Origin of the sequence: Paenibacillus wenxiniae (genome assembly GCF_039822605.1) — a bacterium.
GTDB lineage: Bacteria > Bacillota > Bacilli > Paenibacillales > Paenibacillaceae > Saccharibacillus > Saccharibacillus wenxiniae.
Genome location: NZ_JBCGUH010000001.1, coordinates 614,131 through 637,486 on the forward strand (window position 1 = coordinate 614,131; position 23,356 = coordinate 637,486).

Consider the following 23,356-nt stretch of genomic DNA (forward strand, 5'->3'; position numbering starts at 1 on the left):
CTCCAAGTCGCAGTGTCGCCGGGGGAAAACAACCCGTTTATGATAGATAGCGCATACGTATGAACACGGTTCACGCAAGCAAACACTAGCGCAATGATGGAAGCATCCGCTCCAATCGTCAAGCACACATGCGCACGCGAAGCCGATACGCTCGGATGACCTCCAGCGTTCCGGCTCCATGTAGGCTGCTTGCTCTTCACGATACGGTGTGAACAACATCACTGACATGCGCTTCCAACAACGGTTGTATTCATTTTAGCAGACACTGGAAGTTATTGAAAAGCGGGATTTGTTTGCTATGCCATTCATCGTAAATGAAGACACGCCAAATTAGCGTGCTTCAACCGGACTATACTGTTGATCGGTTGGACCAACATACTCCGCGCGCGGACGGATAATGCGGTTATTTTCATACTGCTCCAAAATGTGAGCCGACCATCCAGATACACGGCTAATCGCAAAAATCGGCGTAAACAGGCTACGCGGAATGCCCAGCATCGTGTACATGGAAGCGGAATAGAAATCGACATTCGGCTTCAAACCTTTGCGCTCGGTGATGATTTCTTCGATACGCACGCTCATCTCATACAGCGTCAGATCGTTGTTCAGCTCACCCAGCTCGCGGGACATCTGTTGCAGATGCTTGGCACGTGGATCGCCGTTTTTGTAGACGCGGTGACCGAAGCCCATAATCTTTTCTTTGTTATCTAGCTTGGATTGGATGTAACTCTCCAGCTTGTCCGGGGAACCGATCTCTTCCAGCATTTTCATTACCGCTTCATTCGCACCACCATGCAGTGGGCCTTTGAGTGCGCCGATTGCTGACGTTACGCCGGAATAAATATCCGACAGCGTCGCTACCGTAACGCGAGCAGCAAATGTCGATGCGTTCAACTCGTGATCCGCATGCAAAACGAGCGCCTGATCGAGTGCTTTAACCGCAACTTGATCCGGCTCTTTGCCAGTCAGCATATAGAGGAAATTATGTGCAATCGATACACCTTGTAACGGTGCAAGCGGTTCCTGACCCTCGGCAATGCGTCCGATCGCAGCAACGATCGCTGGCAATTGTGCTTGCAGCTTAATCGCCTTTTGCTGATTCGCTTCCAGACTCATGTCGTCAGCATCCTCATCATACAGTGCCAGTGCAGACACCGCACTACGTAGAGCAGCCATACGGTTCATATGTGTAGGGTACAGTTTGATTTGTTCGATAAGTGCATCCGGCAATACTGCATATTTATCCAGATCCTTTTGTAACTGGTCAAGCTCGTTCTGATTTGGCAGCTTACCAAACCAGAGCAAATACGCGACTTCCTCAAAGCTAGCGTTTACAGCCAGGTCATCAATATCGTACCCACGGTACGTTAAAACTCCATCAACAATGGAGCTAATGGATGAGCTTGCAGCGACAACGCCTTCTAAACCTTTGGTAGCTGTCATATTCTTCTCTCCTTTGCAGAACGATTCTTGAAGTTTGTCCAATTTGTAAATGTAAACCGTTACATTTTTAAAAATGTAAAAAATGAAGATTACTGTATGCAGGAATCGGGGTAAATCGTCATCGCCGGACCTTACACCTGCCACTAACCTTCCAAGAACCTTATATCATCATACTTTATTTTGACGGACTTGTGAACAAAAGTAGATATCGTTAGTATATCAAATTGTTTTATCACAAGGATAACTTTTTTTTGTAAACCTTTGCATAGCTCGTTTTTTACTATGAAATTTACCATTTTATTAATAATTTTTTATTTATTTTAGCATTTAAAAAACGAGCCGATGGGATCGTTATAGGATCATCGACTCGCTTTAGAGTGTTGCTGGGTGGCTGTGCAGACGTTATTTTTTATAAAATTATACGATGTGATACTTGGAACAGGTAAATCCTTTCGCCGATAAAACGATTATATATTCATTTTATAGTATAAATAATCAAATGGGTTTATCGTCGTTGATTTGTTTAGCATACGTTTTTATTTCGATTTTCGATTACAGTTTCTTATGCTATTACGTTTCGCAGTGCAAACTTAGCGATCTGGGCGTAAGCGTTCATACTCAGATGTTAATGATTAGCATTTCATGCTTCATTCACGCTTCATTCACGCTTCGCTCTTACTTCGTTCGTTCTTACTTAGATAAAATTATTACTTCAGCAAGTATCAGCAATGATTTGGGATCATCATTTACTGTGCTAATGGTGTAAACTTAATAGCCCATCATGCCCATCTCGCTGATGCACACCAGATTACCGCCGTTGTTTTCCAGGAAGCGGATACGGTATTTGTTGTACGCCTGCTTTTTATCGATCGTATACACGTTGGCTTTGCTAGTTGTCCACCCTGTAATACCGCTGCGCGTATCCAGTGTAGTCCATGTTTTACCATCATACGCTTCAAAAATCCATGCTTTTGGCGATTGAGCAAACGCATGCTGACTATCATTTTGCTTCATTTGTAGCGAATACGAAGTCACCGTTTTGGCGTCTTTGAATTCATAAGCTAGCCAGCCTTTAATCTCCCCATTTTGCGTAGAGAATGGATAGCAGCTATTATCAAAAGCACGAAACGGCTGTGTATTCCAGCCAGCATCGATACTGCTTGAAGTCGCAATCCCATACACATCCTGATTGGCTGACATCGCATGAATGAGCGAGTTCGTCTGTGTTACACTACATCCGTCTACCGGCTGGTTAATCGGAACAGGTGCAGGCGTAGGCGGTGTTGTGTCATTAGAAGATCCAACTGCATTCCATACCATACCGCCATTAATAATAACAGGCACACTGTATAACGAGCTGCTTACAAAGCCTGAAGCAACCAGCCCTGCTTCACCTGTACCTGTTATCGACCATGTACCGACAAACGGACGATCGTCGCAATTGCTCGTCTGTCCGCCAAATGTAAAATGATATGTACCTGTATGCCCCGCTGCGACCTTCACACTTGATCCCGGCACCAGATCAGATGTTATACCATTGTACGAAGTTCCAGCCATAGCGAAGGCCGTTCCATCCGCTTTCAAAAACTCCAGCTTGATGCCTTGCTCGCTTTTACTCAAATTTGTAATATTCAGCGATAGGTCTACCATATGCGACTGATCGCAAAACGTATTGGCAGGGATTGAAAATACCATGTTCTGTACTGCTACCGTTTCTGCTGCTCTTGCATGCAGGGGGAATACAGAAAATACAGAACCTGTGAACAATAAAACAACCATCACAAACATCAGACTGGTTTTACATGTTGAACTACTCATAAATCGATCACAATTCCTCTCCAGATTGAATTGCTGCTACAACCACCACTGTATAATATCGGTAATTCATCAAAATAATGAATATTGACTGCATAGGAATGCTATTGAAATTCTGCTGGTGCTGGTGCTGGTGCTGGTGCTGGTGCTGGTGCTGGTGCTGGTGCTGGTGCTGGTGCTGGTGCTGGTGCTGGTGCTGGTGCTGGTGCTGGTGCTGGAATAAGCTAACTGTAAATGATAAGAAAATGAAACAAAAATATTTATACCCAACTACTCAGTCACTGGAGCAACTTCTTTTTATGATGTCTACAGCGATATCGCAAGTCGACATTCGTTTCAAACGGCTGCTTGCTCGTTTAACTCATACTATGAACGGTATTACATAATCTTGCTGTTTCTGCTAGTGGGTAGGATCTTGCCGCCTGGCATGATGGATAGATCGAAAGGAGCACAAACGAATTGAATCCTATTATCCGTGGACGGATTGTGCGGGGAGTATGGGTGCTGGTCGTGATTCTATTAACGGCGATCGGCATACGCTATCTGTTTCCATTACTGTATCCGTTACTGCTAGCATGGCTATTTGCGTATGCGATGAATCCGCTTGTACGTTTACTGCAAAAACGCCTTCGCTTTCCGCGCTGGCTTGCCGTCTCACTTTCTTTACTTGTGTACTTTGGCGGTGTGCTTACGATTTTGTCGCTACTCATTACACGGCTTGTGCAGGAAACGATCTCATTAATGGATTCGTTTAACGATCATATCGATAGCTGGCGTGAAATGTTTATCGGTTGGACGAAAAATGATCGTATTCAGTCTATCATCGATCAGATCAATGGTTTTTTGCAGCAAGGACAGGCACAGGGAGCGTTGAATGACAATTTGACACAAACAACGCAAAGCTTAACCGGTATGGTAAGCGGAATCGTCACCAGCATTTTAAATTATGTACTCGATTTCCTAACGGCGCTACCGAACTTTGCATGGATTATCGTTGTCGTCGTCCTGTCTGCTTTCTTCATTAGTAATAGCTGGGAACGACATACTCGTATGGTATCCGGCTGGTTCCCTGCTACAGTGCGTCAGCCAGCGACAGCGATCTGGAATGATCTGCAAAAAGCTCTATTTGGCTATATTAAAGCTCAGGTAATTTTAATCTCGATTACAGGCTTGATTGTCATCGTCGGTTTGTTCATTTTACAAGTGCCTTCTGCACTGCTTATCGGTTTACTGATCGGTCTAGTCGATCTGCTGCCGTATCTCGGTGTGGGGATTGTGATGGTACCGTGGGCAATTTACAGCTTTATGAGCGATAATGTAGGGCTTGGTATCGGGCTTGGCATATTGTATGTGATCGTGCTGATCGTGCGTCAAATGATGGAGCCGAAAATCCTCGCCAGCAATGTCGGTCTCGATCCACTGGCAACGCTCATTAGTATGTTTGTCGGATTGAAGCTATTTGGTGCACTTGGACTGATCATCGGGCCGGTGACGCTTGTACTAGTAGCGGCGCTGAACCGTGCTAATGTATTCCGCGATCTGCGCAATTATATTGTGAATGGTAAAGTGCGCTGAGAAGTACAACGTTATTAGCTCCTATGCTGATTTATAGCGCGTTGTCTACTACTTTTTATACAATGTTGAATACAAATAGGATAACAATTTCCAAAAAAATGTAACTTAAGCTAGCTACGGTGCCTGATCAACTGTTTTACTGTTATAGACACCACTCCAGCCAAGAACAAAGGGGCGGACTCCAGTCTCGCACAGGGATCTACGAAATAGAAGAGCATATAGATTCCCATACTCAAAAGTCATCCTCCCCTTAATTCCTTCACGCAGTGAAATGCTGCTCACCTGCATACAAGTTTGCATATATGCCTAATCAACACATTTTAACAACATATGCACAAATAAAGCCTTTCCTCGTCTGGCAAGTGGACTGCTCCACATCCGTGACGAGGAAAGGCTTCTATTTTGATCACCATGAACAGGGTGGTCATTATCAAATTCAAAGTTCGCATAAGCTCTATCGCTTATATTTATGGACGATAAATCGTAATCGAACCCTTCTTCATCCGCTTTTCGATCCATTTTAGCAGTATATTACGATAAAGTGGGCGTGTGAGTGGGAATACGAGCGTAAATCCAACGACATCAAGCACAAACCCAGGCAGGAGGAGCATGATACCACCGATAAATACACACAGTCCATCTAACATTTTACGACCTGGTGGCTGATTCGCTTCAATGAGTGCACGCGTATCTTCCAGCACTTTACGACCTTCAAAACGCATCATGACCACACCGATCAACGATGTCACAATGAGCAAAAACAGCGTATTCCAACCGCCGATCCAGTCAATCATTTGTAAAAACACATACCACTCCAATAGCGGTACAATAATAATGCATGCAGCAATCCATTTTTTCAAACGATAGCTCTCCTCTCTAGTCCTGCAAGGACCGTACAAGTGCATCATACAGCGATGGCAATACTTTATCAAGCCGGATTGGGGCGAAGTCACGATTCACCCATACATGTCGTGTCGCCCCGCTCGTAAGCGGCTCGCCAGGAAGTGAATCGTCCGCTGCAAATATCGGGCGTACTCCTGCTGCTGAGGCATCGCCTACCGACAAATCATCATCCGCTAGCAAATGAATACGGTATTCGTAGTCGATCCGAAGACGAGAAAAGTTCACGATACGCGTATATACTGCCACTCGATCATCATATCGTGCTGGACGACCATACGCTAATGAAGCATCAATTAGCGGCAGTAACACGCCTGCCTGCTCCATATCGCGATAACGGAACCCCAGATCACGAATCATTTCGGTACGCCCCAATTCAAACCAGTTCAAATAGTTCGTATGATACACAACCCCCATCGGGTCATTTTCCTGATAACGGACACGAAACGCAATCCCGTGCCAGCTACTAGGTAGATTCAGTTGCTGTTTGCTCATACTTCACTCTCCCAATCATCATTACAGTTTGTTCACGGCTATATGGTAGAGAAATGTATGGATATTTTGCTTTGCAAAAATCCCTTTCTCATTTCACCTCGTGTTAGGAGATCGCTAACACTAGAGCAGTATGGATATTTTGCTTTGCAAAAATCCCTTTCTCATTTCACCTCGTGTTAGGAGATCGCTAACACTTTGGTATGGATATTTTGCTTTGCAAAAATCCTTTTTTCATTTCACCCCGTGTTAGAAGATCGCTAACACTAGAGCAGTATGGATATTTTGCTTTGCAAAAATCCTTTTCTCATTTCACCCCGTGTTAGGAGATCGCTAACACTTTGGTATGGATATTTTGCTTTGCAAAAATCCTTTTCTTATTTCACCTCGTGTTAGGAGATCGCTAACACTAGAGTAGTATGGATATTTTGCTTTGCAAAAATCCTTTTTTCATTTCACCCCGTGTTAGAAGATCGCTAACACTAGAGCAGTATGGATATTTTGCTTTGCAAAAATCCTTTTTTCATTTCACCCCGTGTTAGAAGATCGCTAACACTATAGTATGGATATTTTGCTTTGCAAAAATCCTTTTTTCATTTCACCTCGTGTTAGGAGATCGCTAACACTATAGTATGGATATTTTGCTTTGCAAAAATCCTTTTTTCATTTCACCTCGTGTTAGGAGATCGCTAACACTATAGTATGGATATTTTGCTTTGCAAAAATCCTTTTTTCATTTCACCTCGTGTTAGGAGATCGCTAACACTATAGTATGGATATTTTGCTTTGCAAAAATCCTTTTTTCATTTCACCTCGTGTTAGGAGATCGCTAACACTATAGCAGTATGGATATTTTGCTTTGCAAAAATCCTTTTCTTATTTCACCCCGTGTTAGGAGATCGCTAACACTATAGCAGTACGTATTAGCATATATTTCGTTTCTATCATCTATAATCCACAAAAAATCAGCAAAAAAAGCAATGGACAATGCCACTGCTTTTTTGCTTATGCTATAAAGCACACACCTGCGATTAGTTCGAGGACATTTGTGCTACTTTGATCAGGTTCGTGGAACCGGATTTGCCCAGTGGGATACCCGCTGTGATCACAACGAGATCGCCGTCTTTAAGCAGACCGGAATCTTTACCACCTTGCAGAGCGACAGCGAACAGCTCGTCTGTGGAGTGAGCTTGTGAACCTTTAACCGGGTGCACGCCCCATGCCAGAGACAGACGACGCATCGTTTGCTCATTTGTTGTTACTGCGATAATTGGTGCTTGTGGACGATATTTCGCTACTACACGAGCAGTATGACCGGACTCGGTAGAGGAAATGATCGCTGTTGCATTCAGATCCATTGCACAGCTTGCTACGGATTGGCTGATTGCTTCCGTTACCGTTGTTTGCTGTGCATGGCTTTGTTTCAGGAAGATTTCACGATAGTTCAGTGCCGATTCCGCTTTTTCAGCGATACGAGCCATCGTCAGTACGGATTCTACTGGATATTTACCAGCAGCGGTTTCACCGGACAGCATGATTGCATCGGTACCGTCGAAGATCGCATTTGCTACGTCACTTGCTTCCGCACGAGTCGGACGCGGGTTACGTTGCATGGAATCCAGCATTTGTGTAGCCGTGATAACCGGTTTACCGGCACGGTTACATTTTTCGATCATTTGTTTTTGTACCAGTGGTACTTGCTCAGCTGGGATTTCTACGCCGAGGTCACCACGAGCGACCATCAGACCGTCAGACACTTCCAGAATTTCTTCCAGATTGTCTACACCTTGTTGGTTCTCGATTTTGGAGATGATTTGAACGTGTTTTGCACCTTTTTGCTCCAGCAGTTCACGAATTTCCAGTACGTCACTAGCTTTACGCACGAAGGAGGCAGCGATGAAGTCAACACCCTGCTCAATACCGAAAATAATGTCGTTTGCATCTTTTTCTGTGATGCCTGGCAGGGAGATGTTTACGCCTGGTACGTTTACGCCTTTACGGCCTTTAATTTGTCCACCGTTTACGATACGGCACTTGATTTCTGTACCTTGTACCTGTACAACGCTCAGTCCAATCAGACCGTCGTCGATGAGGATCGTAGAGCCGACTTCAACGTCACTTGGCAGATCCTGGTAGGATACAGTCAGACGATGCTGGTCGCCCAGAATCTCTTCGGTAGTCAGCGTGATGTACTCATCTTGCACCAGATCGATTGGCTCTTCTTTCAGCTTGCCGATACGGATCTCAGGACCTTTTGTATCCAGCAGAATCGCTACAGTTTTGCCCAGCTCCTGGCTTGCCTGTTTAATGTTTTTAATACGGTTGCCATGCTCTTCGAAATCACCGTGAGAGAAGTTCAGACGGGCTACGTTCATACCTGCCATAATCAGCTTCTTTGTGTTCTCCAGGGACTCACTTGCAGGTCCAATCGTACATACAATCTTCGTTTTACGCATAATTGATTTCCTCCGTTTTCAAGGTCTCTCTATTGTTTGTTTTCCAACATAACCTGTCACTTCACAGCAAACAGGTCCCAACAATTAAATTTACTACAAATTCGCGCGTTTGTATACAGAAGATGGACAATATTTATCCCGCTTTCGCTTCATTATCCACATCCTCCCAAACGCACCAATACCGCCCATGACCTTCCCTGCCGGGAGGCATGGACGGCATCGATGATTACACGCTGTGACCAACGATGCACTCAGTGAGGCAATGCATCTGTGGAACCACTGTTATGGAAAGCGTTCGTAACCGAAGACAGATGCTCGCTGTCTTCATCGGCGACCGCGGTTTGCGCTGTCGCCTCCGTGCCTTGTTCTTGTTGATCTGGCGTTCCGAAGCTAGTCGGAATTTCCTTTTCCACAAATTCACCGATTTTGCGGAATTTGTTGTAACGATCTTCGACAAGTGCTTCTGCATTCATTCCAGCCAGCTCTTGCAAATGGTGAAGCAGTTCCTGTTTGATTGCAGTCGCTGTTTGTTCATAGTCTTTATGCGCTCCGCCTTGCGGCTCCGGCACGATGCCTTCGATGATTTCCATTTCCAGCAGATCATTCGCTGTAATCTTCATCGCCTCGGCTGCCTGATCTGCTTTGGACGCATCCTTCCACAGGATCGAGGCGGCACCATTGGGCGAAATAGCCGAATAGATCGCATGCTCTAGCATCAGTACCCGGTTACCGACAGCAATCGCCAGCGCGCCGCCACTACCGCCTTCACCGATCACGACACAGACAACCGGCACGCGTAGCTTCGCCATCTCCCACAAATTGCGGGCGATCGCTTCAGACTGACCGCGCTCCTCTGCTGTATTACCCGGATACGCGCCTTTGGTATCAATAAATGTAACAATAGGACGGCCGAATTTCTCCGCTTGCTTCATCAGACGAATCGACTTGCGGAATCCTTCCGGGTGTGGACTGCCGAAGAAACGAGCGATATTATCCTTCGTATCTTTACCACGCTGATGACCGATAATCGTTACCGGTTTGCCATCCAGACGTGCCAGACCTCCCACAATCGCCAGATCGTCACCGAACATGCGGTCGCCATGCAGCTCGATAAAGTCGGTGAAGATTAGCGGGATCAGATCCAGCGTCGTTGGACGCTGCTGATTACGCGCCAGATGCATTTTCTGGGCAGCGCTAATATTCGTATAAATTTCACCTTCCATCTGGCGATAACGCTCTTCCAGACGATTAATTTCATCGGTGAAATCGATTTCTTTCTCCTGACTAAACTGCTTCAGCTCGTCGATTTTTTTGCGCAATTCAACGAGAGGCATTTCAAAAGGCATCTCTCCTGCCACTTAAAATCCCCCTTTTCCCGTATGATAGTCCAGCAAATTGCCCAGCATGGACTTCATATCTTTACGATGTGTGACCATATCCAGCTGTCCATGCTCAAGGTTGAACTCAGCCGTCTGGAAGTTATCCGGCAGCTTTTGACGGATCGTCTGTTCAATAACGATGCGTCCGGCAAAACCGAACAGCGCGCCCGGCTCAGCGATAATAATGTCGCCCAGCATCGCAAAGCTGGCGGATACGCCACCCATCGTTGGATCGGTAATGACGGATATGTACAGTCCGCCGTTTTCCTGATAGCGTGCAAGCGCAGCGCTTGTTTTCGCCATTTGCATCAGACTGATGATACTTTCCTGCATCCGTGCTCCACCGGAAGTAGAGAACATAATCAGTGGCAAGCCACGTTCGTCAGCTGCTTCGATCGCACGGGTAATTTTCTCCCCGACTACCGAACCCATGCTGCCGCTAAAAAAGTCAAAGCTCATCACGGCAAGCATGACCGGATGACCATCGATCTCGCCCTGACCGGTAATGACCGCATCACGCAAACCAGAGTTCATTTTTTGCTGCTCTAGCTTTTGCGCATAGCCTGGAAAATTCAGCGGATCGACGGATTCCATACCTGCATCCATCTCGGTGAATTGACCTTCATCGACAGTCATAATGATTCGTTCGATCGCATTCAGGCGCATGTGATAGCCACAATTGCTGCATACCTTCAGGTTTTTCTCAAGCTCTTTGCTGTAATGAATCGTGCCACATTTGCTGCACTTGTTCATCAGGCCTTCGGGAATTTCACGTTTTGGGCGTTCCTGCGGCTGCTCATCATCTGATGCGGTCTCATTGCTCCAGCGTTGTGAAGGAATGGTCGCATATTTTTTTTTCTTCTGGAATAAATCTCTAAACACAACTACACCTCTTCAGACGTATACTTATTCCCCGGTTTATCAATGTGCGTTTGTTGCATAATTAGCGTGTGATTCTGGTAGCGTCATTCGCCTTACGGCACGTATAGGCTACCAGATAGATAACGTGTATAATCGGACTTCATCCGGACCTGTCTGCTGGCAGATCATCAGGGATATTTAAACCGGACATCGTAAGCCCGCATAATGGGATAATGATACCATACCACACTTTTTTGCCGCAACAAAGAGACAACACAATAAATCGATCCACCTGTACCATATAACAGATGGATCGATTCCAGAGAGAATAGATGAAAAAACGAGTTTGACGCAAAGTAAAGCGATCGTAAAGCCAGCACTGCTGCTTTATTAAACGTCTCCTGAAACTGTTTTCCAGCAAAGGTAGCCATTTATTTTACACGTACCGTTCCTTCACCTAACATTCCCTCAATCGCGCTAAATAAGGCCGGTGATGGCTTGATCCGATAGCTTTCACTTAAGTCGAGCAACTTCTGACCTTCCTCGTAAAAGAGCATCGTACCGAGCTGTCCGGGATGGTGGGCTAACAACTGCTTGAGCTGCTCTAACTGCCCGGCTTGCTGCGCTTCGCGTGTAATTTTAATATACACATGCTGTTTGGGCGTACCTTCTGCCGCTGGCGCCGTTTCGGTCTTCACGCTGGTATCGGTGCCTGTTGAAACGATCTTTGTTTCACTGCCAGCTAGTTTGCTGCGCGTGGTGCGTGTACCGGTCGTTTTTGTCGCTGTACCTGTAGAACGCGGCGCTGCCGAGGAAGCAGTCTTTTCACTACGTTCCGGCTTCTTACTGCGCGCTGCCTGTACACGCTGCTTAACCTTTTCCGCCATTTCAGTCGCAGCGGATGACGTTAAAGGGACCACTTCCTCAGCCAACAGCTTGAAGCTCTCATCCTCCTGCTGTAAGCGTCCACGCACGATCAGCAATACACCTTTATCGACTACATCACGGCATTTACGCCAGATTTCCGGGAACATGACCACTTCGCATTTCTCGATCTGGTCTTCCATTTCCATAAATGCCATCGACTTGCCTTGCTTAGTCGTAATCGCTTTGAGTGAGACGACCATACCAGCCACTGCTACCAGCGAATCATCCGCTGCTTCATGCAAATTCATTAGCCGTGACAGACCGGATTGCTCGATCGTTCCCTCATAATCGTCCAGTGGATGCCCAGATAAATATAACCCTAGTAACTCTCGTTCAAACTCCAGTTGCTCACCTGCTGTAAAAGGCGGTACATCGGGGTATGACACGTCCCAGTTCGGCTTCTCCCCCAGATCGAAGTCGAACATTTCAATCTGTAGTTCTTCGCGCTCTTTGCGCCATTTGGCCGCTTCCTTGATCGTTTCGTCAAGCATTTGCAATAGCTGAGCACGATGTCCAGGTAAACGATCAAATGCGCCAGCTTGAATGAGCGATTCGATCACACGCTTATTGCACGCTTTTGGATCAACACGGCGGCAAAAGTCGATCAGACTATCAAATGGTCGTTCCTGACGCTCCTTAATAATGCTGTTAATCGCCTGTGTACCGACATTTTTAACAGCGCCCAGACCGAAGCGGATATGTCCACTCGTTCCATACAGCCGCAGTTCCTCGCCATCCGCAGTCGCTGCCGCTTCATCCGCTTGTGCCGTATTTAACACAGCTGTGTCTGTCGGTGCTTTTTCCAGCACCGGTGTAAAATTCACACCGCTCAAATGAATATCTGGCGGCAGCACTTCGACTCCGATCCGTTGACATTCCAGCACGTATTCAGCCACTTTACGGTGCGTCCCCATCACAGCCGTTAGCATGGACGCAATAAACTGCACCGGATAATGTGCTTTCAAATAAGCGGTCTGGAACGCCAATACGCCATACGCGGTCGCATGCGCACGTGGGAAGCCATAATCGGCAAAACGAACGATCATATCATACACGGTATTCGCATCCTGCTCGGTATAGCCCAGCTTGAGACTGCCGCTGACAAAATGCTCTCGCTCCTGATCCAGCACTTCGCGCTTTTTCTTCGAAACGGCGCGGCGCAGCAAATCTGCTTCACCTAGCGAGAAGCCTGCCATTAATGAAGCGATCTGCATAATTTGTTCCTGGTACACGATAATGCCATACGTATCTTCCAAAATCGGCTTCAAATCTGGATGCGGATATTCGACGACAATTCGTCCATGCTTGCCCTCAATATAACGCGGAATGAAATCCATCGGGCCTGGACGATACAATGCGTTAACCGAAACGATATCTTCAAATTCACTCGGCTTCAGATCACGCAGTACGCGGCGGATACCGGCAGACTCCAATTGGAATACGCCCATCGTATCGCCCTGACTGAGCATATGATACGTTAGCTTATCCTCTACAGACACTTTGTTAAAATCAATCGTTTCGCCGGTCTGTTCCTGAATCCATTCCAGACAGCGCTCAATGATCGATAGAGTGCGCAGACCGAGAAAGTCCATTTTCAGCATGCCGATCGCTTCCAGATTTTCCATAGCATACTGTGTTAAAACGGCATGCTCGCTACCTTCTTGCAATGGCACGACATCCGTCAATGGTCCGCTGGAAATCACAACACCAGCAGCATGCGTAGAAGCGTGCCGCGGCATTCCTTCCACCTTGATCGCGGTATCGATCAGCTCGCGCACAGGGGCAGACTTCTCATACCGCTCACGCAGCTCAGGCACCTGCTCCAATGCACGGCGAATCGTGACACCGATCTGAGCAGGGATAAGCTTGGCGGCACGGTCTGTATCGGCATAAGGAACCGCCAGCGCACGTCCTACATCGCGTACAGCTGCTCGTGCCGCCAGCGTACCGAACGTAATAATTTGAGCGACACGATCGCGTCCATATTTGGATACTACATAATCGATCATTTCATCACGACGCAGATCGCTAAAGTCGATATCAATATCCGGCATCGATACTCGATCTGGATTAAGGAAACGCTCAAACAACAGTTTGTAACGAATCGGATCGACATTCGTGATCTCCAGCACATACGCAACCAAACTGCCTGCGGATGAACCCCGACCTGGGCCGGTTGCAATACCTGTACGATGCGCAAAACTCATAAAGTCCCATACAATCAGGAAATAATCAGCAAAACCCATGCTGCCAATAACGGACAATTCATAAGCAAGCCGTTCTTCCAGCTTGCCTCGTTCCTCGGTATCGTTCCACAGCTCGCCGTCGCTATAACGGCGTTCCAATCCTTCACGGCAGAGCTGCTCCAAATAACGCTCGGCACTCATATCATCAGGTAAAGGATGATACGAAGGCAGCAGCGATTGACCGAGCGGAATCGTTAGCTCACATTTCTCCGCAATTTGCTCTGTGTTCGCAATCGCTTCTGGCACATGACGGAACAACGTCGCCATCTGCTCCCCATCTTTTAAATACAACTGATTGGTCGGAATGCGCAGGCGACTTTCATCATCGACCGTTTTCCCTGTACCGATACAGATCAGTACATCTTGCGTTTTCGCATCATCTTCCGTCAAATAATGCACATCATTTGTAGCGACGAGCGGTATATTCAGTTCACGCGCCAGCGCAATCAGTTGAGGGGTAACCTTTTTCTGCTCAGCCAACCCGTGATCTTGCAGCTCGATATAAAAGTCCTCACCGAAAATATCCAGATAGCGCTGAGCCGCTTGCTTTGCCAGCTCTGGTTCGCCATGCAGCAAATGCTGCGGAATCTCACCGCCGAGACACGCACTCAGACAAATAATACCCTCATGATATTGGCGTAATGCTTCCCCGTCGATCCGGGGCTTATAATGAAAGCCTTCCAGGTGCCCGATCGAGCACAGCTTCATCAAGTTTTGATAGCCTGTTTCATTTTTGGCAAGCAACAATAAATGATGGATCGGTTGATCTTTACGCGCTGCCTTTTCCCGCCGTGAACCAGCTGTATAATACGCCTCACAGCCAATAATCGGCTTAATGCCGTGCTGTAGGCATGCTTTATAAAAAGGAATAGCTCCATACATAACACCGTGATCTGTGAGTGCGAGCGAGGTCATCCCCTTTTCTGCCGCCTGACTGACCAGATCATGAATACGCGCAGCCCCGTCGAGCAGACTGTATTCACTGTGCACATGCAAATGGACAAACGGGTTCATACGCTTCCCTGCTTTCTGTTAGCAAAATAGTTATTCTACCGTTCTTCGCCTAACTACAGCGATAGCGGGCGTTCCAACCCAAGCCCGGCTACTATATTTTATCACATTCGGTCAATGGAACTGTACGCGTTTGCAGATTTATTCGTCCACCTCGACAAATGCTGACAATAATAGCTAAAGTTAATAAATAAATTGCCGATAAATAGCTCATCAGATGTTCAAACAACATTCTCATTATGAGGGCAGGGGATAACCACGATGAAAAAACAGCTCATTATGATCGTATCGATGATTACGATTGTGCCGCTTCTTGTATTCGGCGCTTTTAGTATGATTAGTACGACTACTAAAATTCAGAAAGATGCTTACAGCATGAATGAGCAAAATGTTGAGCTTGTATTGCAAAAAGCGCAAACACTCGTCAACACCGAATTAGCGATGCTTCAGCAGATTTCCACCAGCCCAGAATTCAAGCAATATACCCCTGAACAGCTACCTCAGGTCAAAAACCTGCTTGCTCAAACGGCAACCATTCATCCTGAACTGCAAACGATCGTATTTAGCGGTGTAGATGGTCAGCAAATCGCCAAAAATACAGATGCGGAGCTGGACAATGTGAGTGATCGCGATTATTTTAAACAGCTAGTGTCCACTCAAAAGCCTGTCATCTCTAATGTGATCGTCAGTAAATCAAGTGGAAAAAAGATTATAAATATCGTTTACCCGATCTTTGACAATAATAATAAACTGAGCGGACTTGTGCAGTGCTCGTTACCACTCGATACGATGAGTGATTATGCAAAACAGTTTTCTACCAATGGACAAACAGCCTATATCGCAGACCGTGCTGGTATTATTTTGGCGCATCCTGATTCCAAACAATTGGATGCGGATATCCATACAACGGCTGCTTTTCAACAAGGCTCCGCCGGTAACCAGGGCACGCTGGAATCCGGAGATGGTAATGCGAAAAAGCTGATTTCTTACGTGTATGATCCAGCTACAGGCTGGACTGTTTTTAGCGAGCAATCGTACAACGTTATGATGCAGGATTACTTCAAGCTGCTATATAGCAGTATTATTATTATGGTCGTCTCGCTTATTGCTGCAATCACGGCGGGCTATATGTTCTCCAGCCGAATTACGCGTCCATTGCTGCAACTAGTAAAAGTAACGGAAGCTGTCGCTCAGGGTGATCTGACGACGACTTGGGATATTAAAGCCAAACATGAAGTCGGTGCACTATCCAATGCTTTAGCTCAGATGACGACCAATCTGCGTCAAATTGTCGCTCATTTGAAAGATACATCACTGCATCTGGCTTCGTCCTCTGAGCAACTAAATTCTAGCGCCAACGAGACATCTGAAGCCTCGCAGCATATCGCCGAATCGATTCAGCAGGTCGCGACCGGGTCTGAACGTCAATCCCAGCAGGTCGGACAGACATCGGCAACGGTATATCAGATGGCAGACGGTATCGGGCATATTGCGAGCAGTGCTCAGCAGGTAGCTGCTACAGCGTCGCTCACTTCGACTAAAGTTAATGAAGGCGATGAAGCGCTACAATCCGCCAGTCGCGAAATTAATAAGCTGCAAACCATTTTTGGTGAATTATCCGGTTCGGTCGGCAGTTTGAGTGAACATTCTCAGACCATCGGTGAAATTGTCGTAGCTATCGCACAGATCGCCAAGCAAACGAATCTGCTCTCTCTGAATGCCGGTATCGAAGCCGCTCGCGCTGGCGAGCATGGTAAAGGTTTCAGTGTCGTCGCGAAGGAAATTCGCAATCTCGCAGACGAAGCTTCTTCATCTGCAAGTCAGATCAGCTCATTAATCGATCGCATTCAAGCGGAGATCGAAATGGTTGTGAACAAAACCAATTCCGGCTCGAATGAAGTTGTTCACAGTATTCAAGCTGTACAAACCGCAGGCGCTTCCTTCCAGCTTATCCGCAGCTATGTGGATGAAGTTGTAACGAGCATTGAAGATGTGTCCGAGGCTTCCTCCACGCTCTCTCAAGGTACAGCACAGGTGATCGAATCGGTGAATCATATGTCCGGTATTACAAGCGAAGCTGTAGGCGAGATTGAATCCGTGTCGGCAGCTACGGAAGAGCAGCTTGCAACGATGCAGGAAATCTCGGCTTCCTCCGCGATTTTATCCAGTGTAGCGAATGAACTAAAAACGATGGTGGAACGCTTCAAGGTGTAAACGATCTACACCGCTATCGATTATGTTGAACTATGAGCTAAAGCTGTCTTGCACTTATCGAGCTGAACGCTAGTACGGTGGCATCCGTGCTTCTACGCTGCATGCTAGTTAGCCAGTCGCTCATTTGCTAATAAAAGTCGCTCACTTGCCAATAAACAAACATCATTTACATTCGTCACATATTCGTCAAAAAAAAGGATGACCTCAGCTTGAGGTGATCCTTTTTGGCGTTTACCTTTATAAAATCTTATTCATTCGTGCTAACGATGAAATATCACTACGTTATCCCTTTATCTAACCTTCTTGCATCTTCTTACATCGTTCAACCGTGATCGATCGATTGTAGCGTTAAAATCGCTTTTGAGACAGGCGCATTGTCGTACACAATCTCAATTTCCAGCTTGTATGTACGACGGCTTGCTTCCAATACCGTTGGGCGAACAGTAATCGCATCCTCAATTTGTACAGGACGCAGGAAGTACGTGGACATATTATCGAGCACATAATCATTGCCGGTGAGCAGACGTGCTGTACGCACTGCTGCCTGGATCATAACCGAAATGAGAATACCTTCGGAAATGTTACCGAGCTGAGTCGCCATCTGCGGCGTAATAAATCCGTGGAAAAAGATCGTTCCTTCCTCATCCCGCTCTTCCGCAAAACCGTTCCAGATCAAGTAATCAAACGTCTCCATCGTACCTGCACTTGGCTCCTGCTGTGCATCTCGCATCGCCTGCAATACTTCGCGCCTTGTAATGGTGCCGATCAGTTTACGATTACGATCAACAATCGGCAAAAAGTCGATTCCTTCCCACATCATCGTCTGTGCGGCAGAAGCGAGCGACGTTTGTAAGGTCGCCGTAATCGGACGCCGGACGAGTACCTTTTCAATCGGTTGACCCGGTGGAAGCTGCTCCATTTCCTTCCGCCCGATAATGCCGATGATCCGGTTCCATTCATCAACGACGGCAAGACGTTGATACCCGGTTCGCTCTGCCATATCGTAAAAGTCGTCTGCGGTACTGGATGCTTTGAGTACACCTGGCTTCGGCTTACCGGCGATAATGTCTTCCACGAGCATAATTTTCTTTTTAATCATCCGATCGAATAAGGCGCGGTTAATCATAGACGCAACCGTGAATGTATCATGCCTTGATAAAATGATCGGCAGTCCGCGTACATCGGCCTGCGCTTTCACCTCAGGACTGGTGCTAAATCCACCCGTGATGAGTACAGCCGCGCCATGTTCCAGTGCTAGTTGATGCGCATCTTCACGGTTACCGACAATAAGCAGACTGCCTGCTTCAACATAACGCATCATCGCATCCAACTTCATCGCACCGATCGCATATTTCACGAGTGTTTTATCCAGACCACTGCTACCACCAAGCACCTTACCATCGATAATATCGACCACATCGGCAAACGTAAGCTGATCTGAAGCGCCACGCGGTCGCTTTTCGATCCGAACGGTACCGATGCGTTCGCGAGTAACGACAATTCCCATATTTTCGGCTTCCTTCACGGCGCGATAGGCTGTACCTTCACTCACGCCCATCTGGCGTGCCAGTTTACGGACAGAAATTTTAGAACCAATTTTCAACTTCTCAATATGCTGCAAAAGCTGCTCATGCTTTGTAATGGATTCATCATGTTCCTGCAACTGTAGCACCACCTTTCCGTAGCTGTATTACTATTTTTTCATTATAGCATAAAAAAGGAACGCAATCTCACCTTATGCAAGGGTGAAATGCGTTCCTTTGATTGTAGTTACTATGGAATGGAGCGATTGATGAGCGAAGCAGAAAGGGCGATATCGATCCAATAAAGCCACTGTTCTCTTCCCTATAGCCGCTCGGCAAGCCACTGTTATACTTTCATGTACGTTCAGGAGTGCAACAGATTATTGCTCAGGACCACCATACAGATGGCTCAGGCTATCTGTGATAATTTTGTTAATATCTTCAATAATGGTGCTCAGGCGCTGCTCAGCATCAAACAGACGACGGATGTTGAGGTTCAGGTTCAGCACTTCAAACAGCTTCTCCATTTGCTCCATCTCTTCTGGATTAGGCATATCACCAGACATCATGCGTTGTTGCACTTCGATCTGACGCGCACGGAAATCATCCAGCATCCGCTTGCTTTCTGGATCTGCTTCGATCAGTTGCATCGCCGCCGTGATATCCGTAACCTCCTTGCTATTACGAATCGCGCTGGACAGCTCATTTGCTTTGTCATAAATGTTTGTCATTATAAGCCCCACTTTCCGATACAACCATATCATCACATGGATACAGATGTTCGTTATTTTATGCTTAAAGCCTGTCTTCATGCATCAGACAGCACAGGCTCAAACACATCCTATACAGGTTAACTGATTTACGTTTAGAAGTAAAACAGGTGCACCTACTTCGCTTTATTAAACACATCCAGCAACTGCTCAAACGATTGGATCACAACATCCGCTCCAGCCAGCTCGCCCGCATCACCGAAATCCGCGTAGCGGCACCCGATCACCGTTTGTCCGTTCCCTTTGCCTGCTTCGACATCGGAGGAACGATCGCCTACCATCCAGGCGCTTTGCAGCCCATGTTGCTGCATTAATAAACGGACAAGTTCGGTTTTCGTTTCCGTCTCATATTCACCTGCGCTGTACACGCCTTCGAGCAGTCGATCCAGATGATGTACACGAGTCACACCTTTAACATAACCTTCTAAACCATTACTTGCGATAAACAAGCGCACCCCTTGTGCGTGCAGCGATTCCAGCGTCTCTTCCACATGTGGGTACAAACGCGAAATGCCTTCCTCCATTAACTGGAGCTGAAGCTGGAGCAATAGCTCATTCGCCCGATCGATCGTTTGACGGCTCGCACCGGGCATGACGCGTGCCCAGATGTCCTCTAACAGCATACCGAGCGAGCTTAAAATGATTTCTTCTGGCGGTGTCTCCCCTTCATACAATCCTTCGCTGCGCAGCTGTTGAAATGTGCGGTGGTAGGCTGGCAGTAAGACCGTCTCCGTCTCAAATAACGTTCCGTCCATATCAAACATCATCGCTTGCGGCTTGTGCAGGAATGGTTGTTGTTGCATAGGATCGACTCCTTTTCGCTAGTAAAAGTTCAGTACATCGTTTATGGGTTTATGCGTTCGTGGGTTTAAGCGCCTAATCATTTATAGATTTGATCGCTTATATGTAGTGTAAAATCGATTCATACAGCTTGTCAGTGAAATAGGAATTTTGCACATAATTCAGCAATGTATCCAGATTATCTTCGATCTGCTCATTGGAAAATAAGACAGGTGCGGCAACAGCACCGCACCTGCATATCGTTTTATTCCAGCATGAACACATTTTCATGTTCAGAATCAATCACGTAGCTTTGTTATGAGCGACGCGTAGTTTATTTATGAAGGATTCGCTTCATCCTTCTCTTCGCCTTCTACCTCTTCTTTAGGTTCAGGCACTGGGTGAATATTGACACGCATAATGCGAAGTCGTTCCGACTCAGCGACCTCGAATATGACACCTTCCACCTCAACGGTTTTGCCGTTTTCCGGTACGCCTTCTAGCTCTTTAAACATCCAGCCACCGATCGAATCGACTTCATCATCGTCGATCTCAACGCCGGAAAGCTCATTCACATCCTCAATCAGCATCCGGCCGTCGACTGAGATCATATCCCCAATTCGCTCTACGTCTGGACGCTCATCTTCGAACTCATCATACAGCTCACCGACAATCTCCTCCAAAATTTCCTCCGCTGTCAGCAAACCGGCTGTACCGCCGTACTCATCGACAACGAGTGTCATCTGGGCATGATTTTTCTGCATCAGCTGTAACACATGACTGATCTCCATCGATTCCGGTACATTCAAAATCGGTCTTGCCAGTGCAGCCAGATCATATGGCTGATTCACCTGCGAGAGCAGCACATCGGTAATATGTATGAAGCCGATAATACGATCCTTATCCTCTACCGCAACCGGATAACGCGAATGTTTCGTTTCCTGAATGATCGCTAGATTTTCCTCTTTGGATAGATTCGTATACAGACAGTTCATATCTGTCCGTGGCAACATCACCTCACGGGCAAGCAGATCGGAAAATTCAAAAATATTGTTAACTAGCTCGATCTCGCCTTCATCCATAATGCCGCTCTTGGCACTCTGATTCATCAGAATGCGAATTTCTTCCTCAGAGTGCGCACCATCTGCTTCACTCGCTGGCTCAATACCAACGACACGCAGCACCGCATTGGCAGCCGCATTGAGTAACCAGATGAATGGGAAGAAGACACGGTAAAAGAATAATAGTGGCCCGGACAGCGCAAGCGATACGCCATCTGTCCGCTGGATCGCTAACGACTTCGGCGCCAGCTCACCAAGCACAATATGCAAAAACGTAATGACTGCAAATCCGATAATGACCGAGATGGTAGCAATTACCGTGCTGTCGGTAAAGCCCATCTTATACATCAACGGCTCGACCAGCAGTTCGGATATGGCTGGCTCACCGACCCAACCGAGTCCAAGCGAGGCCAGCGTAATGCCGAACTGGGTTGCCGATAAATACGCATCCAGCTTGCTGTTCACTTTAAGCGCATAACCAGCCAGTCGATTACCTTCACTTTGCAGTTCGGTGAGCCGGGAATGACGCACTTTCACCAGTGAAAACTCCGCCGCCACAAAAAATCCATTTAAAAATACAAGTATAAATACAAGAGCCAAATTGAGTATTAAATGACCTAGCTCAAACTCATGCTCCAACCAGAACGCCCCATTTCTCGGATATATGGTACAGCAGCCGCAAATCACCGCCGGAGCCATACATGGCGTACCGACGCCCGCTAGATGTGCGGCTTTTACAGTATCGCTCTGCGTGATTTGAAGTCGGTTCCTTTGTAGTACATATCCGCAACGAGCAAATTCGGACCGCAGCAAGCTGCTGCATCACAATGGCAGTTCACCTGCTGATTCAGCGGATGATTGTTGCTCCATTCCCCAAAAATATCGTCCAGCTTATGCTCATGAATGTTACCAAACGCAGGAATGGCGGCAAAGTCGGTTACAAATACATCGCCGGTAAACATGTTCACATTGACCCGATTACGACCGTCTGGATCATTCCGTACCGTTACATTCGGTTCATTCCGCAGACGTGCTACTAGATCGCGATCCGCTTTGTCCGGATTACAGCTAAAAAATGGCAATGTGCCAAACAGCATCCATAATTGCGGATCACGATGATCCAGCAAATCATGAATCGCTGCGCGGAAATCATCCAGACTCAATACAGGCAAACTTGCCGCAAAATCAGCTGCATACATCGGATGCACTTCATGACGCTGACAGCCCATTTCACGAATAAGACGATGAATCTCTGGCAATTTGCGATGGGTACGGTAGTTAATCATCGACTCTGCCGAAATGAACATGCCGGCATCGCTCAACTTGCGTGCGTTCTCCATCATGGTGTCGTACATCCGTACAGCTGCTTCGCGTGGGACAGGATGTCCACTATTCGCAAAGCCAACCTCATGGAAGTCATCAGGCGATGTATAGTTAAAAGAGATATGCATCACATCGAGATAGGGCAGCATCGGTTCATAACGACCTATATCCAGCGTTAGATTAGAATTAATCTGCGAACGTACCCCGCGCTCACGCGCATAACGAAGCAATGGAATAATCGTTTCTTCCACCGTCTTTTTACGAAAAGTCGGTTCACCACCGGTAATACTGATCGTCTTCAGATTTTCTACCTCATCCAAACGTTTCAGCATCAGCGGCAATGGGATCATATCCGGCTCACGCATCACGAGCGAATCGCCAACTGCACAATGCTCACAACGCATATTGCACAGATTAGTTACCGTCATCTCAACACTTGTGAGTGTATGCTTTCCATACTGGCGAAGGGATTGCAACGGGTCCCACGGATCATTAGTCGGGGAAAGCTCCTTGAGTGGCAACCCACTTCTGTGTATTACTGTCATTTGTTTTTCACCTTATTTCATGTATTAACCCCAAA

15 protein-coding genes are annotated in these 23,356 nt (G+C 46.8%); 2 read left to right on the forward strand and 13 right to left on the reverse strand.

Annotation, left to right across the window (positions count from 1 at the left end; all coding sequences use genetic code 11):
- Nucleotides 1-330 precede the first annotated feature (330 nt).
- Nucleotides 331-1,443: a citrate synthase gene (gene citZ / locus AAHF22_RS02590; protein ID WP_347323399.1), complete on the reverse strand. Its 1,113-nt coding sequence runs from the start codon at nt 1,441-1,443 to the stop codon at nt 331-333.
- A 768-nt stretch (nt 1,444-2,211) separates the two neighbouring features.
- Nucleotides 2,212-3,261: a hypothetical protein gene (locus AAHF22_RS02595; protein ID WP_347323400.1), complete on the reverse strand. Its 1,050-nt coding sequence runs from the start codon at nt 3,259-3,261 to the stop codon at nt 2,212-2,214.
- 456 nt (nt 3,262-3,717) lie between these two features.
- On the opposite strand from AAHF22_RS02595, the gene ytvI reads away from it, so the two are divergent.
- A complete protein-coding gene (gene ytvI, locus AAHF22_RS02600; RefSeq protein ID WP_347323401.1) occupies nt 3,718-4,833 on the forward strand; it encodes a sporulation integral membrane protein YtvI in 1,116 nt (371 codons plus the stop codon).
- Between the two features lie 467 nt (nt 4,834-5,300).
- Here ytvI and AAHF22_RS02605 read toward each other — a convergent pair whose 3' ends face one another.
- From AAHF22_RS02605 to AAHF22_RS02630, 6 genes are all read right to left on the reverse strand, one after another.
- Entirely contained in the window at nt 5,301-5,693 is a 393-nt protein-coding gene (locus AAHF22_RS02605; RefSeq protein WP_347323402.1) for an FxsA family protein, read from the reverse strand.
- Between the two features lie 16 nt (nt 5,694-5,709).
- Nucleotides 5,710-6,228 (reverse strand): acyl-CoA thioesterase, encoded by a 519-nt coding sequence (locus AAHF22_RS02610; protein WP_347323403.1) that lies wholly within the window; start codon nt 6,226-6,228, stop codon nt 5,710-5,712.
- Between the two features lie 1,028 nt (nt 6,229-7,256).
- Entirely contained in the window at nt 7,257-8,681 is a 1,425-nt protein-coding gene (gene pyk, locus AAHF22_RS02615; RefSeq protein ID WP_347323404.1) for a pyruvate kinase, read from the reverse strand.
- Between the two features lie 251 nt (nt 8,682-8,932).
- Nucleotides 8,933-10,039 carry an acetyl-CoA carboxylase carboxyltransferase subunit alpha gene (locus AAHF22_RS02620; protein ID WP_347323405.1) on the reverse strand — a complete coding sequence of 369 codons (1,107 nt, stop codon included), beginning with the start codon at nt 10,037-10,039 and terminating at the stop codon, nt 8,933-8,935.
- Nucleotides 10,040-10,942: an acetyl-CoA carboxylase, carboxyltransferase subunit beta gene (gene accD / locus AAHF22_RS02625; RefSeq protein WP_347323406.1), complete on the reverse strand. Its 903-nt coding sequence runs from the start codon at nt 10,940-10,942 to the stop codon at nt 10,040-10,042. It abuts the gene before it with no gap.
- Between the two features lie 410 nt (nt 10,943-11,352).
- A complete protein-coding gene (locus tag AAHF22_RS02630; protein WP_347323407.1) occupies nt 11,353-15,108 on the reverse strand; it encodes a DNA polymerase III subunit alpha in 3,756 nt (1,251 codons plus the stop codon).
- Between the two features lie 258 nt (nt 15,109-15,366).
- On the opposite strand from AAHF22_RS02630, the gene AAHF22_RS02635 reads away from it, so the two are divergent.
- Nucleotides 15,367-17,319, forward strand: a complete 1,953-nt coding sequence (locus tag AAHF22_RS02635) for a methyl-accepting chemotaxis protein (protein WP_347323408.1) — start codon at nt 15,367-15,369, stop codon at nt 17,317-17,319.
- A gap of 322 nt (nt 17,320-17,641) precedes the next feature.
- Here the strand turns inward: AAHF22_RS02635 and AAHF22_RS02640 are convergent, their stop codons facing one another.
- From AAHF22_RS02640 to yfkAB, 5 genes are all read right to left on the reverse strand, one after another.
- The gene (locus tag AAHF22_RS02640; protein ID WP_347323409.1) at nt 17,642-18,982 is read right to left on the reverse strand and encodes a DRTGG domain-containing protein; all 1,341 of its coding nucleotides are present in this window, start codon (nt 18,980-18,982) and stop codon (nt 17,642-17,644) included.
- 240 nt (nt 18,983-19,222) lie between these two features.
- Complete coding sequence (locus AAHF22_RS02645; protein WP_347323410.1) at nt 19,223-19,573, reverse strand: YlbF/YmcA family competence regulator; 351 nt, start codon at nt 19,571-19,573, stop codon at nt 19,223-19,225.
- A 155-nt stretch (nt 19,574-19,728) separates the two neighbouring features.
- Complete coding sequence (locus tag AAHF22_RS02650) at nt 19,729-20,415, reverse strand: HAD family hydrolase (protein ID WP_347323411.1); 687 nt, start codon at nt 20,413-20,415, stop codon at nt 19,729-19,731.
- Nucleotides 20,416-20,730: 315 nt separating this feature from the next.
- Nucleotides 20,731-22,092 carry a hemolysin family protein gene (locus AAHF22_RS02655; protein WP_347323412.1) on the reverse strand — a complete coding sequence of 454 codons (1,362 nt, stop codon included), beginning with the start codon at nt 22,090-22,092 and terminating at the stop codon, nt 20,731-20,733.
- Between the two features lie 95 nt (nt 22,093-22,187).
- Nucleotides 22,188-23,321 (reverse strand): radical SAM/CxCxxxxC motif protein YfkAB, encoded by a 1,134-nt coding sequence (gene yfkAB / locus AAHF22_RS02660; RefSeq protein WP_347323413.1) that lies wholly within the window; start codon nt 23,319-23,321, stop codon nt 22,188-22,190.
- Nucleotides 23,322-23,356: the final 35 nt, after the last annotated feature.